Source organism: Candidatus Defluviilinea gracilis (assembly GCF_057138825.1).
In genome coordinates this window covers 21,920-43,734 of sequence record NZ_DBNHEF010000009.1, presented here as the reverse complement: position 1 = coordinate 43,734, position 21,815 = coordinate 21,920, and the positions used below count along the sequence as shown (strand labels likewise).

24 protein-coding genes and 1 tRNA gene are annotated in these 21,815 nt (G+C 55.1%); 18 read left to right on the top strand and 7 right to left on the bottom strand.

The genetic code is table 11. The features are described 5' to 3' along the window. Positions 1–3: 3 nt before the first annotated feature. Positions 4–3,912 carry a tetratricopeptide repeat protein gene (locus AC16KF_RS01035; protein WP_484035423.1) on the bottom strand — a complete coding sequence of 1,303 codons (3,909 nt, stop codon included), beginning with the start codon at positions 3,910–3,912 and terminating at the stop codon, positions 4–6. Positions 3,913–4,059: 147 nt separating this feature from the next. On the opposite strand from AC16KF_RS01035, the gene AC16KF_RS01030 reads away from it, so the two are divergent. The 3 genes from AC16KF_RS01030 to AC16KF_RS01020 are packed head-to-tail and all read left to right on the top strand — an operon-like array spanning position 4,060 to position 5,476. After that, a complete protein-coding gene (locus AC16KF_RS01030) occupies positions 4,060–4,581 on the top strand; it encodes a TrmH family RNA methyltransferase (RefSeq protein ID WP_484035422.1) in 522 nt (173 codons plus the stop codon). Positions 4,582–4,629: 48 nt separating this feature from the next. After that, positions 4,630–5,316 carry a peptidoglycan DD-metalloendopeptidase family protein gene (locus AC16KF_RS01025; protein WP_484035421.1) on the top strand — a complete coding sequence of 229 codons (687 nt, stop codon included), beginning with the start codon at positions 4,630–4,632 and terminating at the stop codon, positions 5,314–5,316. Between the two features lie 7 nt (positions 5,317–5,323). After that, positions 5,324–5,476, top strand: coding sequence for a hypothetical protein (locus AC16KF_RS01020; RefSeq protein WP_484035420.1), 153 nt, complete (start codon positions 5,324–5,326; stop codon positions 5,474–5,476). Between the two features lie 119 nt (positions 5,477–5,595). On the opposite strand, the gene AC16KF_RS01015 is transcribed toward AC16KF_RS01020, so the two are convergent. Both AC16KF_RS01015 and AC16KF_RS01010 read right to left on the bottom strand, forming a co-directional pair. Next, positions 5,596–6,225 (bottom strand): response regulator, encoded by a 630-nt coding sequence (locus AC16KF_RS01015; RefSeq protein ID WP_484035419.1) that lies wholly within the window; start codon positions 6,223–6,225, stop codon positions 5,596–5,598. Positions 6,226–6,282: 57 nt separating this feature from the next. Continuing rightward, the gene (locus tag AC16KF_RS01010) at positions 6,283–6,567 is read right to left on the bottom strand and encodes a hypothetical protein (RefSeq protein ID WP_484035418.1); all 285 of its coding nucleotides are present in this window, start codon (positions 6,565–6,567) and stop codon (positions 6,283–6,285) included. A 217-nt stretch (positions 6,568–6,784) separates the two neighbouring features. Between AC16KF_RS01010 and AC16KF_RS01005 the strand changes: the two genes are divergently transcribed. After that, positions 6,785–6,856 (top strand) — tRNA-Met (locus tag AC16KF_RS01005). 39 nt (positions 6,857–6,895) lie between these two features. Here AC16KF_RS01005 and AC16KF_RS01000 read toward each other — a convergent pair. The 3 genes from AC16KF_RS01000 to AC16KF_RS00990 all read right to left on the bottom strand — a co-directional run bounded on the left by AC16KF_RS01000 (position 6,896) and on the right by AC16KF_RS00990 (position 9,504). Next, positions 6,896–7,672 carry a hypothetical protein gene (locus AC16KF_RS01000; RefSeq protein WP_484035417.1) on the bottom strand — a complete coding sequence of 259 codons (777 nt, stop codon included), beginning with the start codon at positions 7,670–7,672 and terminating at the stop codon, positions 6,896–6,898. A gap of 66 nt (positions 7,673–7,738) precedes the next feature. Beyond that, positions 7,739–8,200, bottom strand: coding sequence for an SsrA-binding protein SmpB (gene smpB / locus AC16KF_RS00995; RefSeq protein ID WP_484035416.1), 462 nt, complete (start codon positions 8,198–8,200; stop codon positions 7,739–7,741). A gap of 47 nt (positions 8,201–8,247) precedes the next feature. Next, entirely contained in the window at positions 8,248–9,504 is a 1,257-nt protein-coding gene (locus AC16KF_RS00990) for an MFS transporter (protein WP_484035415.1), read from the bottom strand. A gap of 281 nt (positions 9,505–9,785) precedes the next feature. On the opposite strand from AC16KF_RS00990, the gene AC16KF_RS00985 reads away from it, so the two are divergent. The 14 genes from AC16KF_RS00985 (at position 9,786) to AC16KF_RS00920 (ending at position 21,019) form a co-directional block, all read left to right on the top strand. Then, positions 9,786–10,934 carry an aminotransferase class V-fold PLP-dependent enzyme gene (locus tag AC16KF_RS00985; protein WP_484035414.1) on the top strand — a complete coding sequence of 383 codons (1,149 nt, stop codon included), beginning with the start codon at positions 9,786–9,788 and terminating at the stop codon, positions 10,932–10,934. Between the two features lie 11 nt (positions 10,935–10,945). Then, positions 10,946–11,530, top strand: coding sequence for a hypothetical protein (locus tag AC16KF_RS00980; RefSeq protein ID WP_484035413.1), 585 nt, complete (start codon positions 10,946–10,948; stop codon positions 11,528–11,530). Between the two features lie 426 nt (positions 11,531–11,956). Further along, positions 11,957–12,799 (top strand): NBR1-Ig-like domain-containing protein, encoded by an 843-nt coding sequence (locus tag AC16KF_RS00975; RefSeq protein ID WP_484035412.1) that lies wholly within the window; start codon positions 11,957–11,959, stop codon positions 12,797–12,799. A gap of 203 nt (positions 12,800–13,002) precedes the next feature. Further along, positions 13,003–13,887: a patatin-like phospholipase family protein gene (locus AC16KF_RS00970; RefSeq protein ID WP_484035411.1), complete on the top strand. Its 885-nt coding sequence runs from the start codon at positions 13,003–13,005 to the stop codon at positions 13,885–13,887. Then, entirely contained in the window at positions 13,884–14,777 is an 894-nt protein-coding gene (locus tag AC16KF_RS00965) for a patatin-like phospholipase family protein (RefSeq protein WP_484035410.1), read from the top strand. Before AC16KF_RS00970 ends, AC16KF_RS00965 begins: the two co-directional genes overlap by 4 nt. Then, positions 14,758–14,985 carry a hypothetical protein gene (locus AC16KF_RS00960; RefSeq protein WP_484035409.1) on the top strand — a complete coding sequence of 76 codons (228 nt, stop codon included), beginning with the start codon at positions 14,758–14,760 and terminating at the stop codon, positions 14,983–14,985. Before AC16KF_RS00965 ends, AC16KF_RS00960 begins: the two co-directional genes overlap by 20 nt. Next, a complete protein-coding gene (locus AC16KF_RS00955; RefSeq protein WP_484035408.1) occupies positions 14,969–15,664 on the top strand; it encodes an alpha/beta hydrolase in 696 nt (231 codons plus the stop codon). The genes AC16KF_RS00960 and AC16KF_RS00955 overlap by 17 nt, the downstream gene beginning before the upstream one ends. A 94-nt stretch (positions 15,665–15,758) precedes the next feature. Beyond that, entirely contained in the window at positions 15,759–16,925 is a 1,167-nt protein-coding gene (locus AC16KF_RS00950) for a L,D-transpeptidase family protein (RefSeq protein WP_484035407.1), read from the top strand. A 17-nt stretch (positions 16,926–16,942) separates the two neighbouring features. Next, a complete protein-coding gene (locus tag AC16KF_RS00945) occupies positions 16,943–17,668 on the top strand; it encodes a cytochrome c biogenesis CcdA family protein (RefSeq protein ID WP_484035406.1) in 726 nt (241 codons plus the stop codon). A gap of 11 nt (positions 17,669–17,679) precedes the next feature. Next, a complete protein-coding gene (locus AC16KF_RS00940) occupies positions 17,680–18,693 on the top strand; it encodes a DUF2085 domain-containing protein (RefSeq protein ID WP_484035405.1) in 1,014 nt (337 codons plus the stop codon). Positions 18,694–18,728: 35 nt separating this feature from the next. After that, a complete protein-coding gene (pgeF, locus tag AC16KF_RS00935) occupies positions 18,729–19,499 on the top strand; it encodes a peptidoglycan editing factor PgeF (protein ID WP_484035404.1) in 771 nt (256 codons plus the stop codon). 202 nt (positions 19,500–19,701) lie between these two features. Next, positions 19,702–20,457, top strand: a complete 756-nt coding sequence (locus AC16KF_RS00930) for a YggS family pyridoxal phosphate-dependent enzyme (RefSeq protein WP_484035403.1) — start codon at positions 19,702–19,704, stop codon at positions 20,455–20,457. After that, positions 20,445–20,705: a YggT family protein gene (locus AC16KF_RS00925; protein WP_484035402.1), complete on the top strand. Its 261-nt coding sequence runs from the start codon at positions 20,445–20,447 to the stop codon at positions 20,703–20,705. The genes AC16KF_RS00930 and AC16KF_RS00925 overlap by 13 nt, the downstream gene beginning before the upstream one ends. 2 nt (positions 20,706–20,707) lie before the next feature. Beyond that, positions 20,708–21,019, top strand: coding sequence for a DUF167 domain-containing protein (locus AC16KF_RS00920; protein ID WP_484035401.1), 312 nt, complete (start codon positions 20,708–20,710; stop codon positions 21,017–21,019). Positions 21,020–21,226: 207 nt separating this feature from the next. Here the strand turns inward: AC16KF_RS00920 and AC16KF_RS00915 are convergent, their stop codons facing one another. Next, positions 21,227–21,685: a GNAT family N-acetyltransferase gene (locus AC16KF_RS00915; RefSeq protein ID WP_484035400.1), complete on the bottom strand. Its 459-nt coding sequence runs from the start codon at positions 21,683–21,685 to the stop codon at positions 21,227–21,229. Between the last annotated feature and the right edge of the window lie 130 nt (positions 21,686–21,815).

Sequence of the window (21,815 nt, the reverse complement as noted above, 5' to 3'; positions counted from 1 at the left end):
GCATCACTTCTTTGCAACATGTTCCATGATCTCCCGCCGCCACGGCACATTATCAATGAAACGACGACGGGAGGATACAACAGAAATCCTGGAGGCTTGCGCGTTTAACAAGTCGCGAGCCACAGCAAGAATATCATCACAGCGGGGGTCGTGTTTGGTTTTTAATGCGTTGAAACAGGCAAGATAGATCCTCAACGGTTCTTCGGCGCCGTCGAGCGTTCCGCCATTCGACAAATACTCCATTACTTCATTTGCATACTGGATCGCCAGCCCCGGATCGTGATCGGCAAGGGCAACGCGGATCAATCCCGCCAGCGGCTCCTTCGCAAGGGATGGCTGGTTCTGTTCCGCGCGCATCTCCAACGCCCGGGCAAATGCGCTCCGCGCCTCCTCCAGTTTTCCGCCGCCGAGAAACGCATTTCCGAGATAATAGTAAGACCAAGCCTCGCCCGATCGATCGCCTTTTTCAAGCGACAGAGTCATTGCCTGCGCGGCGTATTGTTCAGACGCTTCAACATTTCCCTGCGCCTCATTGACCGCGCTTAAATTCAGCAGGGTATAAATTTCCTGATACGAATGATCCACCTCGCGGGCAATAGACAGAGCTCCTTCGAGTTCGGCGCGCGCAGTTTCATAATCGCCAAGCAACATATTCACCCAGCCGATATTTGCCTTCTCAACACCCTCGCCGAACCGGTCGCCAAGTTCCACAGCCAGTCGTTCAGCCTGTTTGTAATACTCCCGGGCGGCGATGTAATCCCGCAAAACATACGCCGCCGCGTTGGCGAGGTTGCCCAGCGCCCGCGATTCCAAGACACGATCTCCCACCTCGCGCGCAATGTCCACAGCCTGTTCCATGCGTTCCACTGCCCGGGCAGGCTGGTGCGATTCCAGCAAGATAAGCCCAAGGGCAGTGAGCGACCTGCCCTCCTCCACGCGATTCTTCAACGTCCGCGCCAAGTCCAATCCCTCGCTCTGGCGGGCAATGGCTTCTTTCACCCTGCCCAGCCTGAAAAACGCCTGAGATTGCACAAGGTAAATTCCCAACGCGATCTCGGGATCTTCCAGCCGCATCGACATTTCGATGACCCGCTCAGACGTTTGAAGCGTGTTTGGATAATCGCCGATCGTGAAATAATAGTGCGCGTATAACTTCCATGCGATTGCCAGCCGCCGATCATCGCGCAATTGAACGGCAAGTTTTTCCAGCAACTCAAGGTCTTTCGCCTGCAAGGAGCGGTTCCCAATACGACCATATAAACTGACCCGCTCATGCAACAAGTGATATTGAGTATCGTAATCGTCAAACGCGGCGAACGAGTATGCTCGCGTGAAATAGTCAATGGCTTGGTTATTTTGGTAGGCTTCGGCGGAGGCTTTCCCCGCCAGGGTGTAAAACTGAAGCGCCTTAGGCTTCAGTTCGCCCAACTCGGCATGATACGCCAATTCGGCATAATGGAATTGAACATCGGCGCCATAATTATTTTCGAGCGCGTTCACCGCCAGGCGGTGAAGTTCCTGCCGATGCGCGCGCATTTGCATGGTATACGCCGCGTCGCGCAATAATCCATGAGAGAAAATATACTTGTTTTCGCCCGCGAACTTCCAGACCGCGTGCTGTTCAGCCTCTTGCACGCTCTCTTTCACCATAGACGTATTGCCGCTCATCTCCGCCAGGACCGGCATTGAAAATACCCTGCCAAGAATCGCGGCGGTCTGCACGATCTCCTTCACGCTCATCTCCAATTGATCGAGTCTCGCCACCAGCATGGCGCGGATATCGCCCGGCAGGAACAGATCGCGGACGCGATTCGACAACGCCCATCCATCCCCTCGCGTTTCGAGCAAGCTCTCTTCCTGGAGGTAACGAACGATCTGTTCAATGAAAAACGGGTTGCCTTCCGAACGGTCCAGGACCAACGTAGTCAACCCTGCCGCGGATGGACCGCCTAATAGCACATCCAGTTGACGCGCCACCGCCTCTTCCGAAAGTCTCCCCAGTGTGATCGTTACGTCTGCCAGCCATTCATCGGCGGCGAAGGGGTTGCCTTGCACTCGCGAAGCGATCACCAATGCCACCGGGTATGGGGCTTTGCCGGTTTGCAGGGCGCGCTTCAGACGCGGCAGGAATTGAAGCGTGTCCTCGTCGATGTAATGGGCGTCTTCAAGCACAAGAACCAGCGGCTGGATCAGGCTTTCCGCCTCGATCAGATAAATGAGCGCCGCAAGCGTGCTATTGTAGCGACTCTTCGCATCGAGACTTTCGTACAACGACCCTTCCCAATACAGGTCTATCAACGCTCCCAACACAGACCGCAGGCGATCCAGTTCCAACGCCAAGTCCTGGTCCGGCGTCGTTTCGATCACCCTCCGCATTCGGGTTTCAAAATTTTCAATGCGCTTCTCAACGTCCTCCGTCGCGGCAACATCGAAATACCGAAGGAGCCAGTAACGGATCGGGTTGAACGATTGCCTCAGAATCTGGTCAGCCTGCAAAACGCCCCAGCGCATGTTCGGGTTCTCGCGCAGCGCCATCGTTCTGAATTCATGAAGAAGCCGACCTTTCCCGGTGCCGGGGTCGCCTAATAATAGCAATACCCCGGGATATTGCCATTTCCACAAGGGTTCGGCAAATTTCAAACAGCGGGACAATTCCTCGCCGCGCCCGACCATCTCACCCTGATAGATCGAGCCAGCCTCCACGCGACGGCTTTTGAGCACATGCACTTTTTGTTCGGAGGAGAACCCCTTGAATTTCTGCGCGCTCAGGAATTCGATCTCGAACCATGCTGAAACGCGCCGCGCAATGCGGTCATCCACCCAGGTCTGCCCCGCGTTCGCCGACATCATGAACCGGGCGGCTAGGTTTACGCCCCACCCATAGCAGGTGTAATCTTCGCTCATGCTACTGCCGAGGTAGCCGGCGTGAGCGATGTAATACGTGATCCCGGCGGTGATCGGGAATTTCACCCGCGACTTTAACTCAAGGATGAAATTCAGCACCCTGCCGATATCGTTTTCATACGCCACCGGCGCCCCCCATAGCATCAACATGTTGCATCCCTTGTCGCCAAAATCCAATCGATTTAACAGCCCGCCAAACTTTTGACGGAGTTCAAACACCACACGGAAGAATCCCTCGAGTTCCTCGCCTTCCAACTCCGGGAAGCGCATGAAGAGATTGACCACCTGGCGGAATTCTCCGCGCACATCTTGCGAGACGATCTCCTCCGGAAAGAATACCTTCGACGTTTCGAAATCGACCGGCGGAAAGTTCGTCGGGCTGGGTGATGGTTTCCCATGGCGAAACCCGCCGTAACGGTGGAAAGACCCGGCGGGCTGGGTGAGCGCCGAGTCGGATACCAAGTCAAACATGGCGCGCGTAAAGAGAATCTCGCCGGCGATGGCTTGCTGTTCCGCCTTGGCAGACTCATCCACCGCCGCGCCGCGAAAATAATAGGTGGCGCTTTGCTCATCGGCTGAACGTAATATTCCCCATGCCACATCGCCCACAGCCAGACCCACTTTGACTGAGAATTGAAAATTTCCATACGGGGTTTGCCGGACTGGGTTTTCGAAAAGATGCGCCTGCACTTCAGACGCGGCGGCAAGCGCGCGCAAGGCGACCTCCTTCGGCGGATCCTCCTCCAGAGGAAACAGCGCCATGATGCCATCGCCGGCAAAGCCGACCACTTTCCCGCCGTATTCGAAAATACTTTCCACAAGAGGGTCGAACACGCCATGCATCAACCCCGCCAGTACCTCTGCGCCATGCTGGCCATGTTGCATGAGCGTGTCGGTCATGGAAGAAAAGCCGGACAGATCAAGGAACAAGCCAACCGCCGAAAATTCCCCGGCGTATTTGCCTGCCCGATAATTATCAATAATGATCTGAGGGACAACGCGATGCATCTCAAATATTGTAGCATGTATAATGTCGTCATGCGAGAAGGTATCGTTCAGGTCAGGGTCTGCCGTTCTTGCGGGTTGCGGTATCCGCTCGCGGGCGGGTATGCGGTTGGGCTTCGGTGTCCTGCGTGTTTAGGCGAAACCCGCCTGGTGGCGAAAAGAAAAGCGAGCTTTGAAGCCCCTCTCCTACAGAAGAAACAAAACGCGGGCGAAATTTCTGTATTGCTCGACAATATCCGCTCGGCGGGCAACGTTGGGTCGATCATACGAAGCGCGGAGGGATTCGGCTTCTCGCATGCCTACCTGTGCGGTATTACGCCAACGCCTGATAACGATGCCGTCAAAAAAACCGCTCTGGGGGCCGACGAATCGGTTACATGGTCGTATCACAAAGACGCGGTGAAACTGACAAAAGGCTTGAAAACCAAAGGCTGGGACATTTTCTCTCTCGAGGAGGGAAAAAACGCCAGCGCCCTTGCCAATGCCCGGCGCGATCTTGACCCCGCCCGGCAAACGGTGTTGATCGTCGGCAACGAGGTGACCGGGGTGGATGCCTCCCTGCTTGAATTATGCAAACGCGTCTTCTACATTCCCATGCAAGGCGAAAAGAAATCGTTCAACGTGGCGGTGGCTTTCGGCATCGCGGCATACGCGCTTCGCGCAACCGGCTGACTTGCTCGTGTGTTATCATAACCATACCGCATACAAGAGGAGATCAATATGGCGATCAAATTATCATTACCCGTCAATGGACCTATCACCCAACTGTTCGGCGAGAACCCGGATATTTACAAGAAATGGGGCTTCCCCGGGCACAACGGCATCGACTACGGCATCCCTAACGGTACGCCCGTTATGGCGGCTACGGCGGGCACTGTCGCGCTGGTCGGGTTCGAAAATGGCGGCTACGGCAACTACGTCAAACTCAGCCACGCAGACGGCAGTAAAACGTATTTCACCTACTACGCCCATCTCGCCCACGCCTCGGTGGCGGCGGGGCAAAAGATAAAAGCCGGAGCCGTCATCGGCACAAGCAACAACACCGGCGCAAGCACAGGACCACATCTGCACTTCGGCTTGAAGATCGACGGCGAGAACCCTCCGTACAAGGGATACGTCGACCCGACGCCTTATTTCTCCAAAGATACAGGGAGCGAAGAATCGGCAGTGACCACAGACATTCCGGACGCGGTCAAAATTCCATCCAGCCTTTCGTTTGAAGTGCTCTCCGACCTGCTCAACGTCCGCAACGGACCCGGCGTCGAATTCAGCATCGTCGGTCAATTACAAAAAGGAGCCGTGGTCTCAGGCAAACGTTTGCAATCGAAAAGCGTGTGGATCGAATACGAAAAGGGGAAATGGGTCGCGCTGGCGTTCAACGGGATCGTGAATCTCAAAGTGAAATAACGGACGAATGCGCTTCCTTCCGACCCTCAGCCTGCTTTGCCTTTTCCCGATCGTTCTCGCCGCCTGCGCGCCCGCCGAACTTGGCGCGCCCGTGCGTGGAATCGGCTTTGCTTTCGAGCAGGGGAAAAACCGTGCCGATCTGGTTTTTGTGTGGAAGTAAATACAAAGACAGGAATTACGCAGTTGAGCCTGTTTCGTTGAAGTTGCGCTATGACGGCAGGCAGTGCAACTGCATAAGTCATAAAAGATGAAAAAATAACGCCCCGAATTTTCGGGGCGTTATTTTTTCGAATTATCGATCCGATCAAGCACTTGCTCGAGAAAGTGGGCGATCTCATCACGCTCGTCGCGGGCATCTTGTAGAGATTTCGCGATCGTATTCCGTTCGTCTTCCGATTGGGTGGTATTGAGCAAATGCTCCGAACGGGTGATCTGCGCCAGCTTGTGACTCATCTTGATTTCGAGTCTCTTGCGATAGCCTTCATAGAACTCATAGTCGCTCACGGTTGGGTGGGCGGGCTTGATCTTTTGCGCCAGAATATCGGAGATGGCCGGCAGGAACAACGCAATATCGACCGGCTTCTCGATGAATTGCGTCACACCAATGGCAAGCGCGAAATCCTTATCTTCAGGCGTGACGTACGTTGCGGAGAGGAAGACCACCGGCAGGTCGCGCGTGGCGGGGTCGATGCGCAGGCGATGGACGAGACTAAACCCATCCATCTTCGGCATCAAGATATCGGCGATCACCAGCAGCGGGCGTTCTTGCTTGATCGCCTCCAGCGCTTCCTCCCCATTGCGCGCCGTCACCACTCGATACCCTTTGAACTTGAGGGTAGTATCGAGCAGGTTGAGAATATCGGGGATGTCGTCTACTACGAGCAGGTAACCTTTTGTCTCCTCAGACATAGCGACAATTTTACCATTACGACTGAATTGAAAAATAGTACGATGGTTGCAAAAAATTCATCCTTCCACGAAAAGTAGACAATCCCCATCCCATTTGACGCGCGTGGACGGCGCTTTACGGCGGTGAGTTTGTTCCGCCACGTAATCGAGAATCTCGCGCCTGCGTCCTTTTGCCCATGGATACAGCGCATCCCACTCCGTTTCGGCTGGAAACCAGACCATGGCGACCGTATCGCCGCCTCCAAATTCCCAGTAGAACTCGCAGATATTCTTTTTCAGCCAGCCTTCCACATATTGGATTCTTCCGTGACGACCCGATGTGACGATCTTAATATCTTTCATCCTGACCTGCTTTTTTGCTAATCTCCGAATGGATAAAGTCTAGCGAAGAGCGCGAATGGCGCGAATAGGCGAATTTCACGAATTTTCCTGAGGTTATTTGCGCTCTTCGCTCGTTCGCGTAAGAATCATCTGACTTTGGGAAAGCCATCCGCATATTCTTCCTCTTGCTTGACGTTGATTGTTGCCTGTGGTACTATCGGCGGGCTTTGGTACCCGATGCGGGGTGGAGCAGTGGCAGCTCGTCGGGCTCATAACCCGAAGGTCGCAGGTTCAAGTCCTGCCCCCGCTACTTAACAGCACAATGCGATTTGCGTTGTGCTGTTTTCTTTTACCACTCACAGCCTGGCGTGGTGCTGATCGTTGCAGAAGTTCCCACACGTTTGTACATAGTGACCTTGGTAAACGGTTCTCCGAGAATCCCATCGTGGATCGCCCAGGAGCGAAGTCGGATGCTATTTGCCGCGCCGCGAGAACGAAACGGACTTGAATCATTCAGGCGTTCACGCAGAATGCCTCCTTCCGCGAATCCGTCGTGGATCTGGCTCATTAACTTTTTCCCCGACTGATAGCTGAACCCATACCGTTCAAAGATGACCGCGTTATGATAGTACAACGGCTCGATGTAATACATGTCATGCTTGAGATAGGTCATGAACTCTTCGAAAGCGCGAATCGCCGAACGCAGGGAACGCAAGCCGCGTCGGACTTGACCGGGGGCGAGCCCCGCGAACATGGCGGCTTGTTCGGCTTCCATATTTCGTTTTCGAATCCCAAAGCCGGTGGGGCTTCCATCGGGCATTTTGTCCACATCGAAGCGCGGCGAGGCGGGATCGTTCAAAATATAAAGCAGGATAAAGATCTGCCCGTTCATTGAATCGGCGAGATGAGCGTAGAGAATTGGGTCGGGGAAGTCTGCCTGGTGATACAGCATCATTTCTACATCGCTGGAACCTTCCGCAAAACGGAAGCGCAGAAGATCGCGGTTTTCCGCCACGTTTTCGAGATGAAACTTTTCGGTGAGTTCTGCTGGAATGTAGCGGGAATACATGTCCCGCTTCTCCGCTTCGGGGAGTTTGTTGATGCCGCCGATGGTGAAGGGTTGCACGTGGGTTAAGTTCTTTCCTCTTTCTCCTTTCGCTCCAACGATGGGACGAACGAAGAAAGATGAGATTTATCGTACGCGGGTTTGGCGTTCCGCGCTTCTCGCCTCGTCTCGCTTGGCAATGGTCGCTCGTTTATCGTATGCCTTTTTACCTTTGGCGAGCGCGATCTCGATCTTGGCGCGTCCGTTTTTGAGGTAGACGCGCGTCGGCACGACCGTCATGCCTTTGATGCGGACGTTATTCCACAGTTCGCGGATCTGCTTTTTGTGGAGGAGAAGTTTCCGCTTGCGTTTTGGCTCGTGGTTGTTGCGGTTGGCTTGCTCGTATGGCGCGATGTGCGCCTCGACCAGCCATGCCTGTTCGCCGTTTTCGATATCCACATAGGATTCTTGTATGCTCATTTGCCCCGCTCGTATCGATTTGATCTCGCTTCCTTGAAGGACGAGCCCCGCTTCGAACTTTTCAAGCAGAAAATATTCAAAACCGGCTTTGCGGTTGTTAGCTACGATTTTAACGTCATCGGTCATCATTGGATATTACCACAATCCCCGGCGTGACTTTTTCGATCGCGCAACGGTCATCCCCACTTCAAAATTAATATTCCTGCCAGAAAGCGCAACACAGCGATCAACAGCAGGGCGGCGGATAAACCCATAAGTTCGCCCAGCACAGGTCCCCCCAGCGAGCCGATCAGGATCGAGGCGTTGAGGATGATGTTGTACCACGCCAGGTGCGCCTGACGGTCGTCTGGAGGAATGTGGTCGAGCATATAGTTGGCATAGACACCGGAGACCATGGCGAAGTTCAACCCGCCGATCAGGGAGATTCCATAGTATTGCCAGACGTTCGTGGAACCCGCCAGTAACAGCGGATACAACGCCATGAGCGCGGCGCTCCAGCCGGTTAATACTTTGTTGCCAACACGATGCGCCATTCTTCGGAGTTGCGTGGACCCCAACAGGACGGTTAGGTAGAACAGCGCGGTGCCAATGCCGATGTTGTTATCGTTCAACCCCAGCACGCGGATATTGTAGAGCGGGAATAAAGGAGTGGGCAGATATTGCGATGCGTGAAACGCGAATAAGCCAATGAGCACGTTCCGAAACGGAGACCTCCAGATATCGAAACGCAAAGCGGAGAGGAAATTTCGGGCGGCGGAACTCGCCGGGGCGGGCGAAGCAGGTTGAATTGAGGGAGGCGGCGGGGTTTGTCCCTTATGCATCGGCGCGACAAAATAGAGATGATAACTGCTCATCGCCGCGCCAATCGCGCCAGCGGCAAAGACGATCTGATATCCAAGCGGGAATGAAACGGTGTCGAGCAGATATCCGCTTGCGACCGACGAGAGCATGTAGGCGAGAGCAAACATGATGTTGCGGATACCAGCCACATGGGCGCGATATTCGACCGGGACAACTTCGGCAAATAAGGCGTTGAAACCCACGCCGAGCGGAGTCAAGGGGATCGACATGAAAAATGTCAGTAGGATGAATGCGGCAATCTGACTTTCTTCAGACAATAGGATGGGAAGGACGATGAACGGGAAGAAGCCTATCCGGTATACGACGGAAGTCCAGAAGATGGCTTTGCTGGTATCCCGTTTTTCGAGCCATTTGCCTGCTGGAATGGCGAGGACAAGGTTTACCACCGCCGACATGGCGCTGATCAGACCGATTTCAAAACCTGTGCCGCCGATGCGCGTGATGTAGACACTGAGGAAGTTGACCGCCGAGCCGCTTAACAGCCCAAACCAGGCGATGTCGAAATAAAGATGTTTGAAATTCGAATGGTGATCAGAAGGAATATCGTGGAGACGAAAAATTTGGTTAAGCATGGATTTTCACAGATTATCACACGGATTTGGCAACAAGGTGTGCCGCGAGATTTTCAGTTTTTTGTTCTCTACCGTACATGAAAGATCTTTACCGCAAAGCGCGCTAAGGTCGCCAAGTTAAAAAGGTTTTCTTTGTGTTCTTTGCGGGTGTCGCATGACGCCATGGCGACACTTTAGCGCCAATGTACGGTAAAGAGGTTTTTTGCTGGACGATCTCTGCGGCAAAGAGTCTTTTCAGCGTTCGCGCGACGCAAAAGTCCGTTTTCGAGTACGATTGCCGCATGAATAACCTGAACACTCACTTTCAACTCGACCCTTCAGTCACATTCCTCAATCATGGTTCGTTCGGGGCAACCCCGAAGCCGGTCATGGACGATTACCAACGCTGGCAACACGAGATGGAAAAACAGCCCGTCGAATTTTTGGGGAGGCGGATCACTTCCTTGTTGGCAGACTCTCGCGCGCGGCTTGGAAAATATCTCGGCGCTCATGCCGATCATCTCGTGTATACCCAAAACGTGACGGTCTCCCTGAATATCATCGCCCGCTCGCTTGAATTGGGCGCGGGCGATGAAGTGCTGGCTACGAATCACGAATATGGCGCGGTCGATCGCATGTGGCGATTTCTTTCGAGGGAACGCGGCTTCAACTATATCAACCAGCCGACCTCCACGCCTATTGTGTCTGAAGAGAAATTCATCGAAGAGTTCTTTGCGGGCGCAACGCCGAACACCCGGGCGATCTGCGTGAGTCATATCACTTCGCCGACGGCGATCCTTCTGCCCATCCGCGAGATCATCCATCGCGCGCGCGAACGCGGTATTCTCACCATTGTGGATGGGGCTCACGCGCCGGGGCAGGTTCCGCTTCATCTCGATTCACTAGGCGCGGATTTTTATGGCGGCAACCTGCATAAATGGTTGTGCGCGCCAAAGGGCGCGGGTTTTTTATATGCTTCTCCCGTCGTTCAGCATTTGCTGAAACCTTTGGTTGTTTCGTGGGGCTATGAATCGGAGACCCCGAGCGGCTCTGAATTCATCGACCATCATGAGTGGTGGGGCACGCGCGATCACGCCGCGTTTTTAGCCGTCCCTGCGGCGATCGACTTTCAAGAAAAATATCACTGGGACGCTGTCCGCGACGCGTGCCACGACCTTGCGAAGGATGCCCAGCGGCGGATCTGCGAACTGACCGGGCTTGCCCCGCTTCACCCTCCGACGGGGAACTGGTTTCGCCAATTGTTCGCCGCGCCGCTCCCTTCACGGGTGAACACGGCTGAGTTGAAGAATCAGTTGTACGAGAAGTTCCGAATCGAGGTTCCCATCCTGGAGTGGAATGGGAACAAATTGATCCGCGTTTCCGTTCAAGGGTACAACACCGAAGAAGACTTGGACATTCTTCTTCGCGCGTTAGCGTCGCTTCTCGCATGAGGAAACAAAATATGAAATTCTGGATGGCGCCGATATGGCTGGCGGTGTTATTGCTTTCTGCCTGCCAACCTTCGCCGCAAGTGGCAGTGAACGAGCAGGGATATTATCCGTTAACCGCGCGCGTTGAGGTGAACGATGTGGATGCGGTGTTGAGCGCCGTCGAAACCGGGGTCGCGTCGAATGTGGCGGCATTGTTCAAGTATTCCACGATCCCGTGCGCTGCGACCAGCGCATTGGGCGGACCGCCGCAGTGCCGCGAGGGCGAAGCGGAAAATACCCCCGTGGAGGTATTGCCCGCGCTTTTTTCGGAGGGGAGTTATTTTCGAAAAGATGAAATTTCGAACTGGCAGGGCTTGGATGTGAAAAGCCTCTATGCCATCTTTGAGATTTCCGAGAGCGCCTATTCCGATGCCTATTACCCCGCCGGCGAGTATGGGATCGTGCTGATCCGCGCGGATGATTCCAGCGTGATCTTGCGCGTGGCAGGCGGAGGCATTGTTCGCGTCGATTATCCCGCGGGACCCTCGTTCGACATGCTGGACGCGATCATCGCCCGCGATGCTTCGGAAATGATTTTGCCGCCCCCGCCCCGCTGACCGTATGCTTTTCGTAGGGGCATTGTGGGTTGCGGGCTGATCGGATGAAAACGATACTGGTTATAATGCGAGGCATCCCGTGAAGAATAGACTGTAGCGGTAATAAGACAAAATCGGGTGTCCCATAATGAACGGGAAAGAGCCTCACCACGAAGGACACAAAGTCTTGCGCTGAGTTCGTCGAAGCGACACAAAGGCAAAAAAAGAGCCTAGATTCCTTGGGTTTTCCTTTGTGACCGTCGTGTCCTTAGTGTTTGAAAAAAAGGTTTCCCGTTAAAAACGGTAGAGCCACAAAATCTTAGTTGAATGCTGAAAAACGCGGAGAACGCAGATTTTCACTCTCTTTTCATCGGCGTGAATCAGCGTTCATCTGCGTTCTACAAGTTATTGCCAATAGGGTCAACGATAAAACCAATGAGAGGTTACATGATTTCTGCGCGAAAACGATTGATTTCCATTGTTGCGTTAGGTGGTATTTTGCTCGCATCCTGCGGCGGTACTGCCACAGAGCAAAGCGAAGAAGCGGATATAAACGCCATCCTAACCGCCGGGGTGGGGACGCTCGCCGCGTCGATCTTTGAAACGCAAACCGCTCTGGCGCCCATCTCGACGGATACGTCACTGCCGTCAACCTCCACATCGACGAATACTGCGTTGCCGTTGCCGTCGCCAGCCCCATCCTCCACACAGGGGCTTGTGTTTGTGCCGGCGCTTTCCAGCGGGTCGCCCACGCCGACAGGCACGCTATTCACGCCCACGCCAAATCCATCGTCTTTGGGGTCGGGGTGCAATAACCTGCTGTTGATCAGCGATGCGAGCATCCCTGCCGGCACGGTGTTGAAGCCGAGTGAGCCGTTCACAAAAACATGGAAGGTGCAAAACAACGGGACGTGCGATTGGGCGTTGCAGTTCAGGTTGGTGTTTGCCGGCGGCAATCAAATGGAGGGCAACCCCAGCGGGTTGGGCAAAGTGATTCCCCCGCAAAAGTGGACGCAACTTTCCGTCGCGTTGATCGCCCCGAAAAAGCCCGGCACATATACAGGCTCATGGCAACTCTCGACTCAAACGGGAACCGTGTTTGGATCGACGCTCACCGTCTCTATTGTGGTTGCCGCGCCGACCAATACGCCTCTCCCGCCGACGAATACGTCTCTCCCGCCAACGAATACACAACCACCCACTTCGACATTTACAGTGGCGCCGCCGACTGCCACATTCACAGACACCCCAGCGCCAACGGCAACTGCCACTACAGTCACGCCCCCATAATTAACGGGAATGTGCCTCGCCACAAAAGAGATTACTATCGGACATCCTCTGCCAAGATAAGCGTAAAAGAAAGCGCCCTACACGGATTACTTATAAAGACTGTGCCTTTGCGCTGTAGAACTTGAGAAACACCCATCACAAAAATTTCATCAACAGGGACGACCCATCGGGTCGTCCCTGTGTATAATGAGGACGAGATAATTATGGAAATTTCACTTGCGCTGGGCGGCGGCGGCTCGAAAGGAAACGCGCACATCGGTGTCCTACGCCGATTAGACCAGCACGGATTCAAAATTCGCGCCATTGCGGGGACGAGTTTCGGCGCGTTGGTCTCCGCCTTTTACGCGTTAGGCTACCCACCGGATGAGATCGAAGCGATTTTTTCCTCGTTCGATCAAAATAAAATATTCGGTCACGCGCCGGAGGATGAACCGTCGTTCATGGGCATCTCTGGCGGCGCGGAATGGCTGGAGATCCGGCTGGGAGGCAAAACCTTTGCCGACTTGAACATTCCCTGCGCTCTCACTGCTGTCGACTTGAACACGGGAAAAGAAGCCCTCCTCTCTGAAGGAAACTTGTTGGATGCCGTGCTTGCCTCTGCGGCAATCCCCGGTATTTTCCCGGCGCGCCGCATCGGCGATATGGAATTAGTGGATGGGGGAACGCTCGATCCAGTCCCTGTTGCGCCGGCCCGGGCGCTCGCGCCGAATTTGCCAGTGGTCGCGGTGGCGTTGAATACCCCAATGGGCGAGCCAGCCCAATCATGGGGTCTGCCGCGCCCAAAATATATCCCGCAGTCTATTACAGATCGTTTGAGCAAAACGCGATACGCGCAAGTCATCGATGTTGTGCTCCGCTCGGTGGACATCATGAACCGTGCCGTCAGCGAATATCGCCTTGAAGTGGATAAACCGGAGATTTTGATTCGCCCTGCTGTGTCGGATGTGGATACGCTGGAACAAGTAAGCATTAGCGAAATTGCGAAACGCGGCGAAAAGGCGTTCGACGATGTTCTGCCCGAGTTGATGAGCCTGTTCGCCTGGCACAAACGACTGGCGCGGACGTTGAACTCCTGGAGCCAACCGTGACGAAAAAAGGCATCGCGATTGCGTTGGGAGGCGGAGGCGTCAAGGGAGTTTCGCACATCGGCGTCTTGCGCGCGTTGACGCGAAATGGGTTTGACATTCAAGCCATTGGCGCGACAAGCATGGGGGCGTTGGTGGGCATGTTGTTTGGGTTGGGATATTCGCCCAACGAAATGGAGCAGGTCTTCCATCAACTCAAACGGACAGGATATTCGGGGCGAGACAAAAATAGCGAGCCGGCGTTTCTTGGGTTGCGCCGCTTCGAAAAATTTGCGCGCGAGTTTTTCGGCAAGAAAACCTTTCATGATCTGAAAACCCCGCTGATCGTCACCGCCGCCGAGATCAAACATGGGCGTGAGATCTTCATCCGCGAAGGTTTGCTGGTGGAAGCCCTGCTCGCCTCGGTGGCATTGCCCGGCATCTTCCCCGCCCGGCGCATGATGGATATGGACCTGGTGGACGGAGGCGCGCTAAACCCGGTGCCGGTCGAAGCGGCGCGTTCGCTGGTCGATGCGAAGACCCCGGTTGTGGCAGTGGTTTTAACCGCGCCGCTCGGTGTCCCTGCCACAATGGAACGCATCGTCCTGCCGCGCTTCATCCCGCGCTGGCTGGCTCAGCGGATCAAACGCCTCCGCTCCGTTCAAGCCATCGATATCTTTCTGCTCTCGCAAGACATGCTTAACCGCGCCATTACAAAACATAACCTCGACCGTTCAAAACCCGATCTCATCCTGCGACCAAACGTGGCGCATTTGCACACGCTCGATACCGGCTACGTGACCGAAATCGCGCTCGAAGGCGACTCGGCAGTACGCCATGCCTTGCCTGAATTGTTGAAATTATTTCCCGCCTCGGCGGAGGAAGAAATGCACCATGAGCCGCGACCTGCGTAAGTATGCAAAGCAAACCAACGTCCGTTTAGGCGTCGGCGCGTTCCTCCTGCTGGTGATCGTGGGCGTGGGCTTGATCTATCTCATCTACGGCGCGGGCGCGGCGCTCATGGCGCTCACCTGTCTGTTTGGCGCGCTCGTTCCCATCGCGCTCATCTTTTTATCTCTGTGGATTTTGGAGTGGATTCAAAAACGTGCAAACCCTGATTGATACCGAACTGATCAAATTTCAAGGCTGGATGATGCGCGTCCGCCAGGCGAAAAAACCGAAGCGCTTACTGCTGTTGATCCACGGATTCACCGGCGACGAAAACTCGATGTGGGTCTTCGCCCGCAGTCTTTCGTTCGATTACTGGATGATCGCTCCGCGCGCGCCTCTTTCCACCGGGACGTCTGGTTACACGTGGCGGCCCCTCCACAGCAAGGACTCTGTGCTCGACTCAGGACAGGATTTCGGCAAACCCAGCCTCGAGCAACTCCGCCCGTCTGCCGAGGCGTTGATGCGGCTGGTGGACGAGTATCAAGCCTCCACGTGGATCGACGCGGATTCCGATCACCGTCAAACGATCGACATGATGGGGTTCAGTCAAGGCGCGGTGATGTGCAATATCCTGTCGTTTTTGTACCCGCAGAGGATCCGCAAGGTGGGAATCCTCGCCGGCTTCATCCCCAGCGGGTTGGAAGCGTTGGTTCCGAATCGCCCATTGGAAGGAAAAGATTTTTTTGTGGCGCACGGCGTCAAAGACGAAACGGTGACCATCGACCGCGCCCGCCATTCGGTGGCGTTGCTCGAACAGGCCGGCGCGCGCGTGACCTATTGCGAAGATGAGGTGGGTCACAAGGTTAGCGCCAATTGCGTGGTGGCGCTTAAGAATTTCTTCAGAGAGTGAACGGTAAGAGTACGCCCGGCTTAATCATCTCTCATCTGCCCGTTGACGATGCCTTCCTTTGTGATTATCCTTGTTGAAAGAGTAAACAAAACAAATGACACAAAAAATTTCACGACGCGATTTTCTAAAATTGTCCGGCGCGGGCTTGGGCGCATTGGCGTTCATGCCGCGCATGGGCATCAACCTCGATAAACTTTTTGACGATCTTTTGAGACCCAAACGCCTGCCGCAATTTCCCGCCAGCGAGATCATCGGCAGGGTGGTGGACCCGGATATTGACTTGCGAAGCCGCCCGACGAACGACCCAAACCTGAACTCGTCCATCGCCAAACTCGGAGCCGATACGCTCGTGGAGTGGAACCGCGAGGTGATCGGGAGCGTGATCGGCGGGCTGAACAACCAACGCTATGTCGAAACGCCCAACGGATACATTTACTCATCGGTGCTTCAGCCGACCCGCAACTTCCCCAACACGCCTGTTACTCAAATGCCCGCCGGGCAAAATGGTTTTTGGGCGGAAGTAACCGTGCCGTATGTAGACCTTGCCCATGAAGGAGCAGTCGCTTCGCCGTGGTTGAACGACCATATCGCCTACAACTTCCCGCCGCGCTTGTATTATGGGCAAGTGGTGTGGATCGACCAGGTGCGCGCCAGCAACGGTTTTGCCGAATATCGCTGGAACGAAGACGCGAACGGCCATGGCTACGGCTACGGCGCGTACGGCGAGTTTTTCTGGGGAGACGGCGCGGCATTCAAAATTCTGACAGACGAGGATGTGGCGCCCATCAGCCCGGAGGTTGCGGCGGATCAGAAACGCATCGACGTGGATTTAGACCGGCAAACATTATCCTGCTACGAAGGCGCCACCGAGGTCTTCTATTGCCGAGTCTCTACCGGAATCGCCTACGACCCGGAGACCGGGCAGATCAGCGATAAACTGGCAACGCCGGTGGGCAACCTGCTCACGCACTGGAAGATCATCTCGTTGAACATGACCGCGGGAAGTTTTCAATCGGGCTACTCCACGCCGGCGGTTCCATGGTCGACCATGATCAGCGGCGACGGTATCGCCATCCACGGCGCGTTCTGGCATAACTCGTTCGGCGAAAAACGCTCGCATGGCTGTATCAACGTTACGCCGGAAGACGCCAAGTGGATCTTCCGCTGGACGACGCCATACGTTTCGCTCGCTCAAAGCGAACAACGCCTCTCGCTCCCCGATCACGGCACGATCGTCGTCACCACAAAACTGACGTTCTGAACCAACCAAGGAATTCAATGGAATTTACACAAATCTCAATGGGGCTGGCATTTCTCGCCGGGCTGGCGTCTTTCCTCTCGCCGTGCGTGTTTTCACTGGTGCCGGCGTATGTCGGCTATCTGGGCGGACGGGCGGCAGGCGGCGAAGCAACAGACAATAACCGCTTCATCACCTTCACGCACGGCTTGGCGTTCGTGCTCGGCTTCAGCCTCGTCTTTATCACCCTTGGCGTCGCCACCTCTGCCGCCGGGCGGTTGTTGTACGATCTGCGTTTCCTCCTCTCCAAAGTCGGCGGCGCCGTTGTCGTCATCTTCGGCTTGCACATGATCGGCGTCTTCCGCATCCCGTTTTTAGAATACGACACGCGCGTCCAACAATTGCCCGATCGAAAATTAGGCTATCTTTCCTCCGCGTTAATGGGCGTATTCTTTTCAGCGGGCTGGTCGCCGTGCGTTGGTCCCGTGCTCGGCGCGATCCTCACGCTTGTGCTGAACGGCGGTTCGGTTTCGCAGGGAGTTTCACTGTTAAGCGCTTACTCTGCCGGGCTGGGCATTCCATTTCTCATTGCCGCGCTTGGCGTCGGCTGGGTATCGCTCACATTGCGAAAATACGGCAAGGTGATGCGCTACGTGGAAATTGTCATGGGCGTCATTCTCATCATTGTTGGCGTGATGCTGTTTACAGGCATTTTTGAACGCATCGCCGCGGCAGGGCAATTCTTCTGGATCGATTTCGGTTTATAGAGATTCCATTCATGCTCACAGTCACCCTGTACTTTCGCAAAGACGACGAACACAGCAACGCGGCAAAAGCCGACTTGCTTTCGCTTCAGGAAAAATTCCCGCACCGGCTGGTAGAAGTGAACGTGGACTCAGACCCCGCGCTCCAAAAGAATTTCGGAGAGAACGCGCCGGTCGTTGAAGTGGGTCCGTACAGTTTGAAACATCCCTTCGACAAACAAAAACTCAGCATGACGCTCGGCGCCGCCTCAGACCGACGGGGACAACTGGACCGGCTTGGACGCGAAGACCACCACGACCGCCTCCGCCGCGGGCAATCCATCAGCGGAGCCGACCGGGTGATGGCTTGGATCTCGCGCCATTATCTGGCAATGTTGAACACCTTCATCCTGTTGTATGTGGGCTTGCCCTTCCTTGCCCCCACGTTTATGAAAATCGGAGCGCCTGTTCCGGCGCAAGTGATTTACACCATTTACAAACCGCTATGCCATCAGTTTGGGTTTCGATCCTTCTTTCTATATGGAGAACAGCCTTACTATCCGCTGGCAGAGGCGGGCATGTCCGGCGTCCGAACCTTCGAGGAGGTCACCGGCATTGTCGGCCTGCGCGACGCGACCAGTTTCGCCCGCTACGATGCGCGCGCCTACATTGGGAATGAATCTGTCGGCTACAAAGTCGCATTATGCGAACGCGACGTGGCGATCTACGGCGCGATCTTGTTGTTTGGCGTGATCTATGCCGCCACAGGACGCCGCATCAAGCCCATCCATTGGATCGTGTGGATCCTCGTCGGCATGGGACCCATCGGCTTGGATGGTTTCTCGCAACTCTTCAGCCAGATCGAGTGGCAATGGCTCGCCAACCTTCTGCCGTACCGCGAAAGCACGCCTATCCTTCGCATCCTCACCGGCGCGTTATTTGGTTTGATGACCGCCTGGTTTGCCTACCCCTACATGGAAGAGTCGATGGCTGAAACGCGGCAATTCTTCATCAAAAAATTCAACTCGATCGAGCAGTCGCAGAAATGATCGACCATGCAAACCATGGAGGGAAGTGATTCGCCATGCCATTCGCCGAAATGAACGGGCTTCGCTATTATCAATTTGAATCGCTGAATACTCGTCACGCCGTATTCACGCGCCACGGCGGCGCCAGCCCGAAACCGTGGGGTTCGCTCAATGTGGGGGGGACTGTGGGCGACGACCTCGACCGGGTCCGCAAGAATCGCCAATTGTCATTCCGCGCCTTAGACCGCGCCCCCGAATCCATCTTTGATGTCTGGCAGGTGCACAGCGCCGACGTGGTGTGCGCCAAAGCCCCCCGCCCGGAAGGCGAATCGGTCCGGCAGGCAGATGTGATCCTCACCGACAAGCCGGAGGTCAGCCTGTTCATGCGCTTCGCCGATTGCGTGCCCATCCTCGCGCATGATCCGCGCAAGGGAGTCGTCGGTGTCGCTCATGCCGGCTGGATGGGAACCCTGCGCGGCGTGGCTGGCTCGCTGGTGAACGCCATGAAAACGAATTACAACTCCAACCCCGCCGATATCGTCGCCTGCATCGGGCCCTCCATCGGGCCCGACCATTACGAGATCGGCGCGGATGTGATCCTGCAAGTGATGCAAAAATTCGGCGACGATTCCGAAATGGTGCTACGCTCGGTTAACGGCAAGATCCATTTCGACCTGTGGAAGACGAACCGAATCCTGCTCGAACAGGCGGGCGTGCAACACATCGAAGTAGCCGGCATTTGCACCGCCTGTCACACCGACGATTGGTTCTCGCATCGCGCAGAAAAAGGTCGCACCGGGCGCTTCGGCGCGTTGATCGCTTTATAATAGACTTTATCGGTAATAAGCCCAAGTTCTTTGATAGGAGGCAGAGGAACGCGGATTAACGCTGATAAAGAAGAAAGAAATCCGCGTCCGAGAAATTATTTCCGATCACGTCTACTCTCGAAAAAAATTAACCGCCAAACCCGCTAAGAATATTTTTCTTTGCATTCTTCGCGCGCTTCGCGGTAGACAATATTGTGACTCTATGAACACTTTAGTTTCCACCATCCGCGAAAAATACCTTCACGCGCTCGACCAGATCGCCACAGCCGCGCGCAAAAGCAACCGCAACCCGGCTGAAGCGCGCCTGGTGGTGGTCACCAAATCACAACCGCTCGAAGTGGCGCAAGCCGCCATCGAAGCGGGCGCGCGCATTCTGGGCGAGAATTATCCCGAAGAAGGTGTCACGAAAATTCAATCCCTCGGCAATCAAACTGGTGTAGAATGGCACATGATCGGTCACGTGCAGAGCCGCAAAGCCCGCCTGGTGGCAGATCACTTCGCACTTTTACACTCACTCGATAGCCTCAAACTTGCCCAACGCCTCAGCCGTTTTGCCGGCGAAGCGGAGCGCATATTACCCGTCCTGCTCGAATTCAACGTGGGCGGCGAAGAGACCAAATCCGGTTGGAACGCCTCAGACGAATCAACATGGGACTCCCTCCTTCCCGAACTTGCCGGTTTGCTCGATTTGCCTCACTTGCGGATTTGCGGACTGATGAGCATGCCCCCGTTGGGAAAAGACGCGGAAGACTCGCGCCGCTTCTTTCGCCAAGTGCGGCGGCTCCGCGACCATTTGGCGGACCAACTCCCCGGCGCGGATTGGAGCGAACTCTCCATGGGCACCAGCATGGACTACGTTGTGGCGGTGGAGGAGGGCGCCACCCTCGTCCGCGTGGGCACGGCTATCGTTGGCGAGCGCAGGCATACATCGGAGGCTGACGCGTCATGGACACCTTGATCGATATCGTCGAATTATTATCCCAACTCCTAACCCTGCTGATCTTTGTTTCCGTCATCCTTTCTTATGTGATGGACCCTTATCACCCGGTGCGGCGCGGCATCGACAACATCATCGAGCCGATGCTCATGCCCATCCGCCGCGTGGTGCCTGCCGCCGGTATGTTCGATTTCAGCCCGATGATCCTGATGCTCTTGATCCAGTTTGCTTCGCGCTTTATCGTTGCCATTCTCACTTCGCTGAGGTAGCCATGTCTGATAAAAAAATAAAACTGCACGATGGTAAGAAAGGCTCCGCGTTGGCGGTGCGGGTCACGCCGCGCGCCAGCCGCAATGAGATCGTGGAGTTGTTGGACGACGGGACGATCAAAGTGCGCATCGCCGCGCCGCCCGCCGATAACGAAGCCAATGAGGCGTTGATCGAATTTCTCTCCGATATTCTCGGGGTGGCAAAAACGCGCCTTGATATTGTGGCGGGGTTTGCGGGGCGCGATAAACTGATCACGGTGCTCGATATGGATACCGAGACCGCCCATTCGCGCATCGTGGCGCATCTGGGATAATGCGATCAAAAGACCTCGCAGGTTTTGCCTGCGAGGTCTTTTTTATTGTCCTCTTGCTAAGCGACTCTTGCTCTGCCACAGAGTCCGCGGAGACCTTTGAGAAAGCTCGCGCGCAACCCGGGTTGTAAGGCGAGATTTATCTCGCCATTCAGGGCGGACTTGAGCAAAAGCGGCGCGAAATTGGCTTACCGACCGTTTTGTTTGCGCTCACAATGTACAGCGATACAACGCCAACTGTTCATCATCATGACTGATCGTTTTGACAAACTCCCAGCCCAAGCGTTCCAATATCCCCACCGCAGACACGGTCGTCGCATAGACGGTCTCATACTCAAGATCGGACGCTAACTTCATCCCCGCGCGAACCAATTCCGTCCCAATGCCGTGACCTCGATGGGACTCAACGACAAGCAATCCTCCCAGCTCAGGCTGATATTCTGGAGCAACGTGGTTTTGCTCGCGCAGGATGATCGTGCCAGCGAGTTGGTCATCCTCGAACGCAACCAGGCGGCAGGGAAGACGGTCACGCGATGTGTCTTCGAGAAAATCCTGCTCTATCTCGGCTTGAGTCCAATCGGCATAATGCTTGTACCATTGGGCGCGGAACAGCGTTGCCAATGCGGGGATGGTTTCGGGATGGTCTGCGAGGAAGGCGATGGCGATCATGGTTTGGGTTCCTGTCGTGGGCAAACCACCCACGAATTTTTCACGAATACCCTGACGGGCACACGTAAACGAATGTGTTTCGTGAATTTGTGGTTTTTATTCGTGGACGGATCGTCTGTGATCACTTCTT

What these genes read in the sequence shown, in the direction of transcription:
- AC16KF_RS00920 (WP_484035401.1), top strand. Translation starts at nt 20,708, where the DNA reads ATGTCTGATAAAAAAATAAAACTGCACGATGGTAAGAAAGGCTCCGCG.
- AC16KF_RS00970 (WP_484035411.1), top strand. Translation starts at nt 13,003, where the DNA reads ATGGAAATTTCACTTGCGCTGGGCGGCGGCGGCTCGAAAGGAAACGCG.
- AC16KF_RS00990 (WP_484035415.1), bottom strand. Translation starts at nt 9,504, where the DNA reads ATGCTTAACCAAATTTTTCGTCTCCACGATATTCCTTCTGATCACCAT.
- AC16KF_RS00985 (WP_484035414.1), top strand. Translation starts at nt 9,786, where the DNA reads ATGAATAACCTGAACACTCACTTTCAACTCGACCCTTCAGTCACATTC.
- AC16KF_RS01010 (WP_484035418.1), bottom strand. Translation starts at nt 6,567, where the DNA reads ATGAAAGATATTAAGATCGTCACATCGGGTCGTCACGGAAGAATCCAA.
- AC16KF_RS01015 (WP_484035419.1), bottom strand. Translation starts at nt 6,225, where the DNA reads ATGTCTGAGGAGACAAAAGGTTACCTGCTCGTAGTAGACGACATCCCC.
- AC16KF_RS00940 (WP_484035405.1), top strand. Translation starts at nt 17,680, where the DNA reads ATGCTCACAGTCACCCTGTACTTTCGCAAAGACGACGAACACAGCAAC.
- pgeF (WP_484035404.1), top strand. Translation starts at nt 18,729, where the DNA reads ATGCCATTCGCCGAAATGAACGGGCTTCGCTATTATCAATTTGAATCG.
- AC16KF_RS00915 (WP_484035400.1), bottom strand. Translation starts at nt 21,685, where the DNA reads ATGATCGCCATCGCCTTCCTCGCAGACCATCCCGAAACCATCCCCGCA.
- AC16KF_RS00980 (WP_484035413.1), top strand. Translation starts at nt 10,946, where the DNA reads ATGAAATTCTGGATGGCGCCGATATGGCTGGCGGTGTTATTGCTTTCT.
- smpB (WP_484035416.1), bottom strand. Translation starts at nt 8,200, where the DNA reads ATGATGACCGATGACGTTAAAATCGTAGCTAACAACCGCAAAGCCGGT.
- AC16KF_RS00960 (WP_484035409.1), top strand. Translation starts at nt 14,758, where the DNA reads ATGAGCCGCGACCTGCGTAAGTATGCAAAGCAAACCAACGTCCGTTTA.
- AC16KF_RS00925 (WP_484035402.1), top strand. Translation starts at nt 20,445, where the DNA reads ATGGACACCTTGATCGATATCGTCGAATTATTATCCCAACTCCTAACC.
- AC16KF_RS00950 (WP_484035407.1), top strand. Translation starts at nt 15,759, where the DNA reads ATGACACAAAAAATTTCACGACGCGATTTTCTAAAATTGTCCGGCGCG.
- AC16KF_RS01025 (WP_484035421.1), top strand. Translation starts at nt 4,630, where the DNA reads ATGGCGATCAAATTATCATTACCCGTCAATGGACCTATCACCCAACTG.
- AC16KF_RS00930 (WP_484035403.1), top strand. Translation starts at nt 19,702, where the DNA reads ATGAACACTTTAGTTTCCACCATCCGCGAAAAATACCTTCACGCGCTC.
- AC16KF_RS01020 (WP_484035420.1), top strand. Translation starts at nt 5,324, where the DNA reads ATGCGCTTCCTTCCGACCCTCAGCCTGCTTTGCCTTTTCCCGATCGTT.
- AC16KF_RS00975 (WP_484035412.1), top strand. Translation starts at nt 11,957, where the DNA reads ATGATTTCTGCGCGAAAACGATTGATTTCCATTGTTGCGTTAGGTGGT.
- AC16KF_RS01035 (WP_484035423.1), bottom strand. Translation starts at nt 3,912, where the DNA reads ATGCATCGCGTTGTCCCTCAGATCATTATTGATAATTATCGGGCAGGC.
- AC16KF_RS00945 (WP_484035406.1), top strand. Translation starts at nt 16,943, where the DNA reads ATGGAATTTACACAAATCTCAATGGGGCTGGCATTTCTCGCCGGGCTG.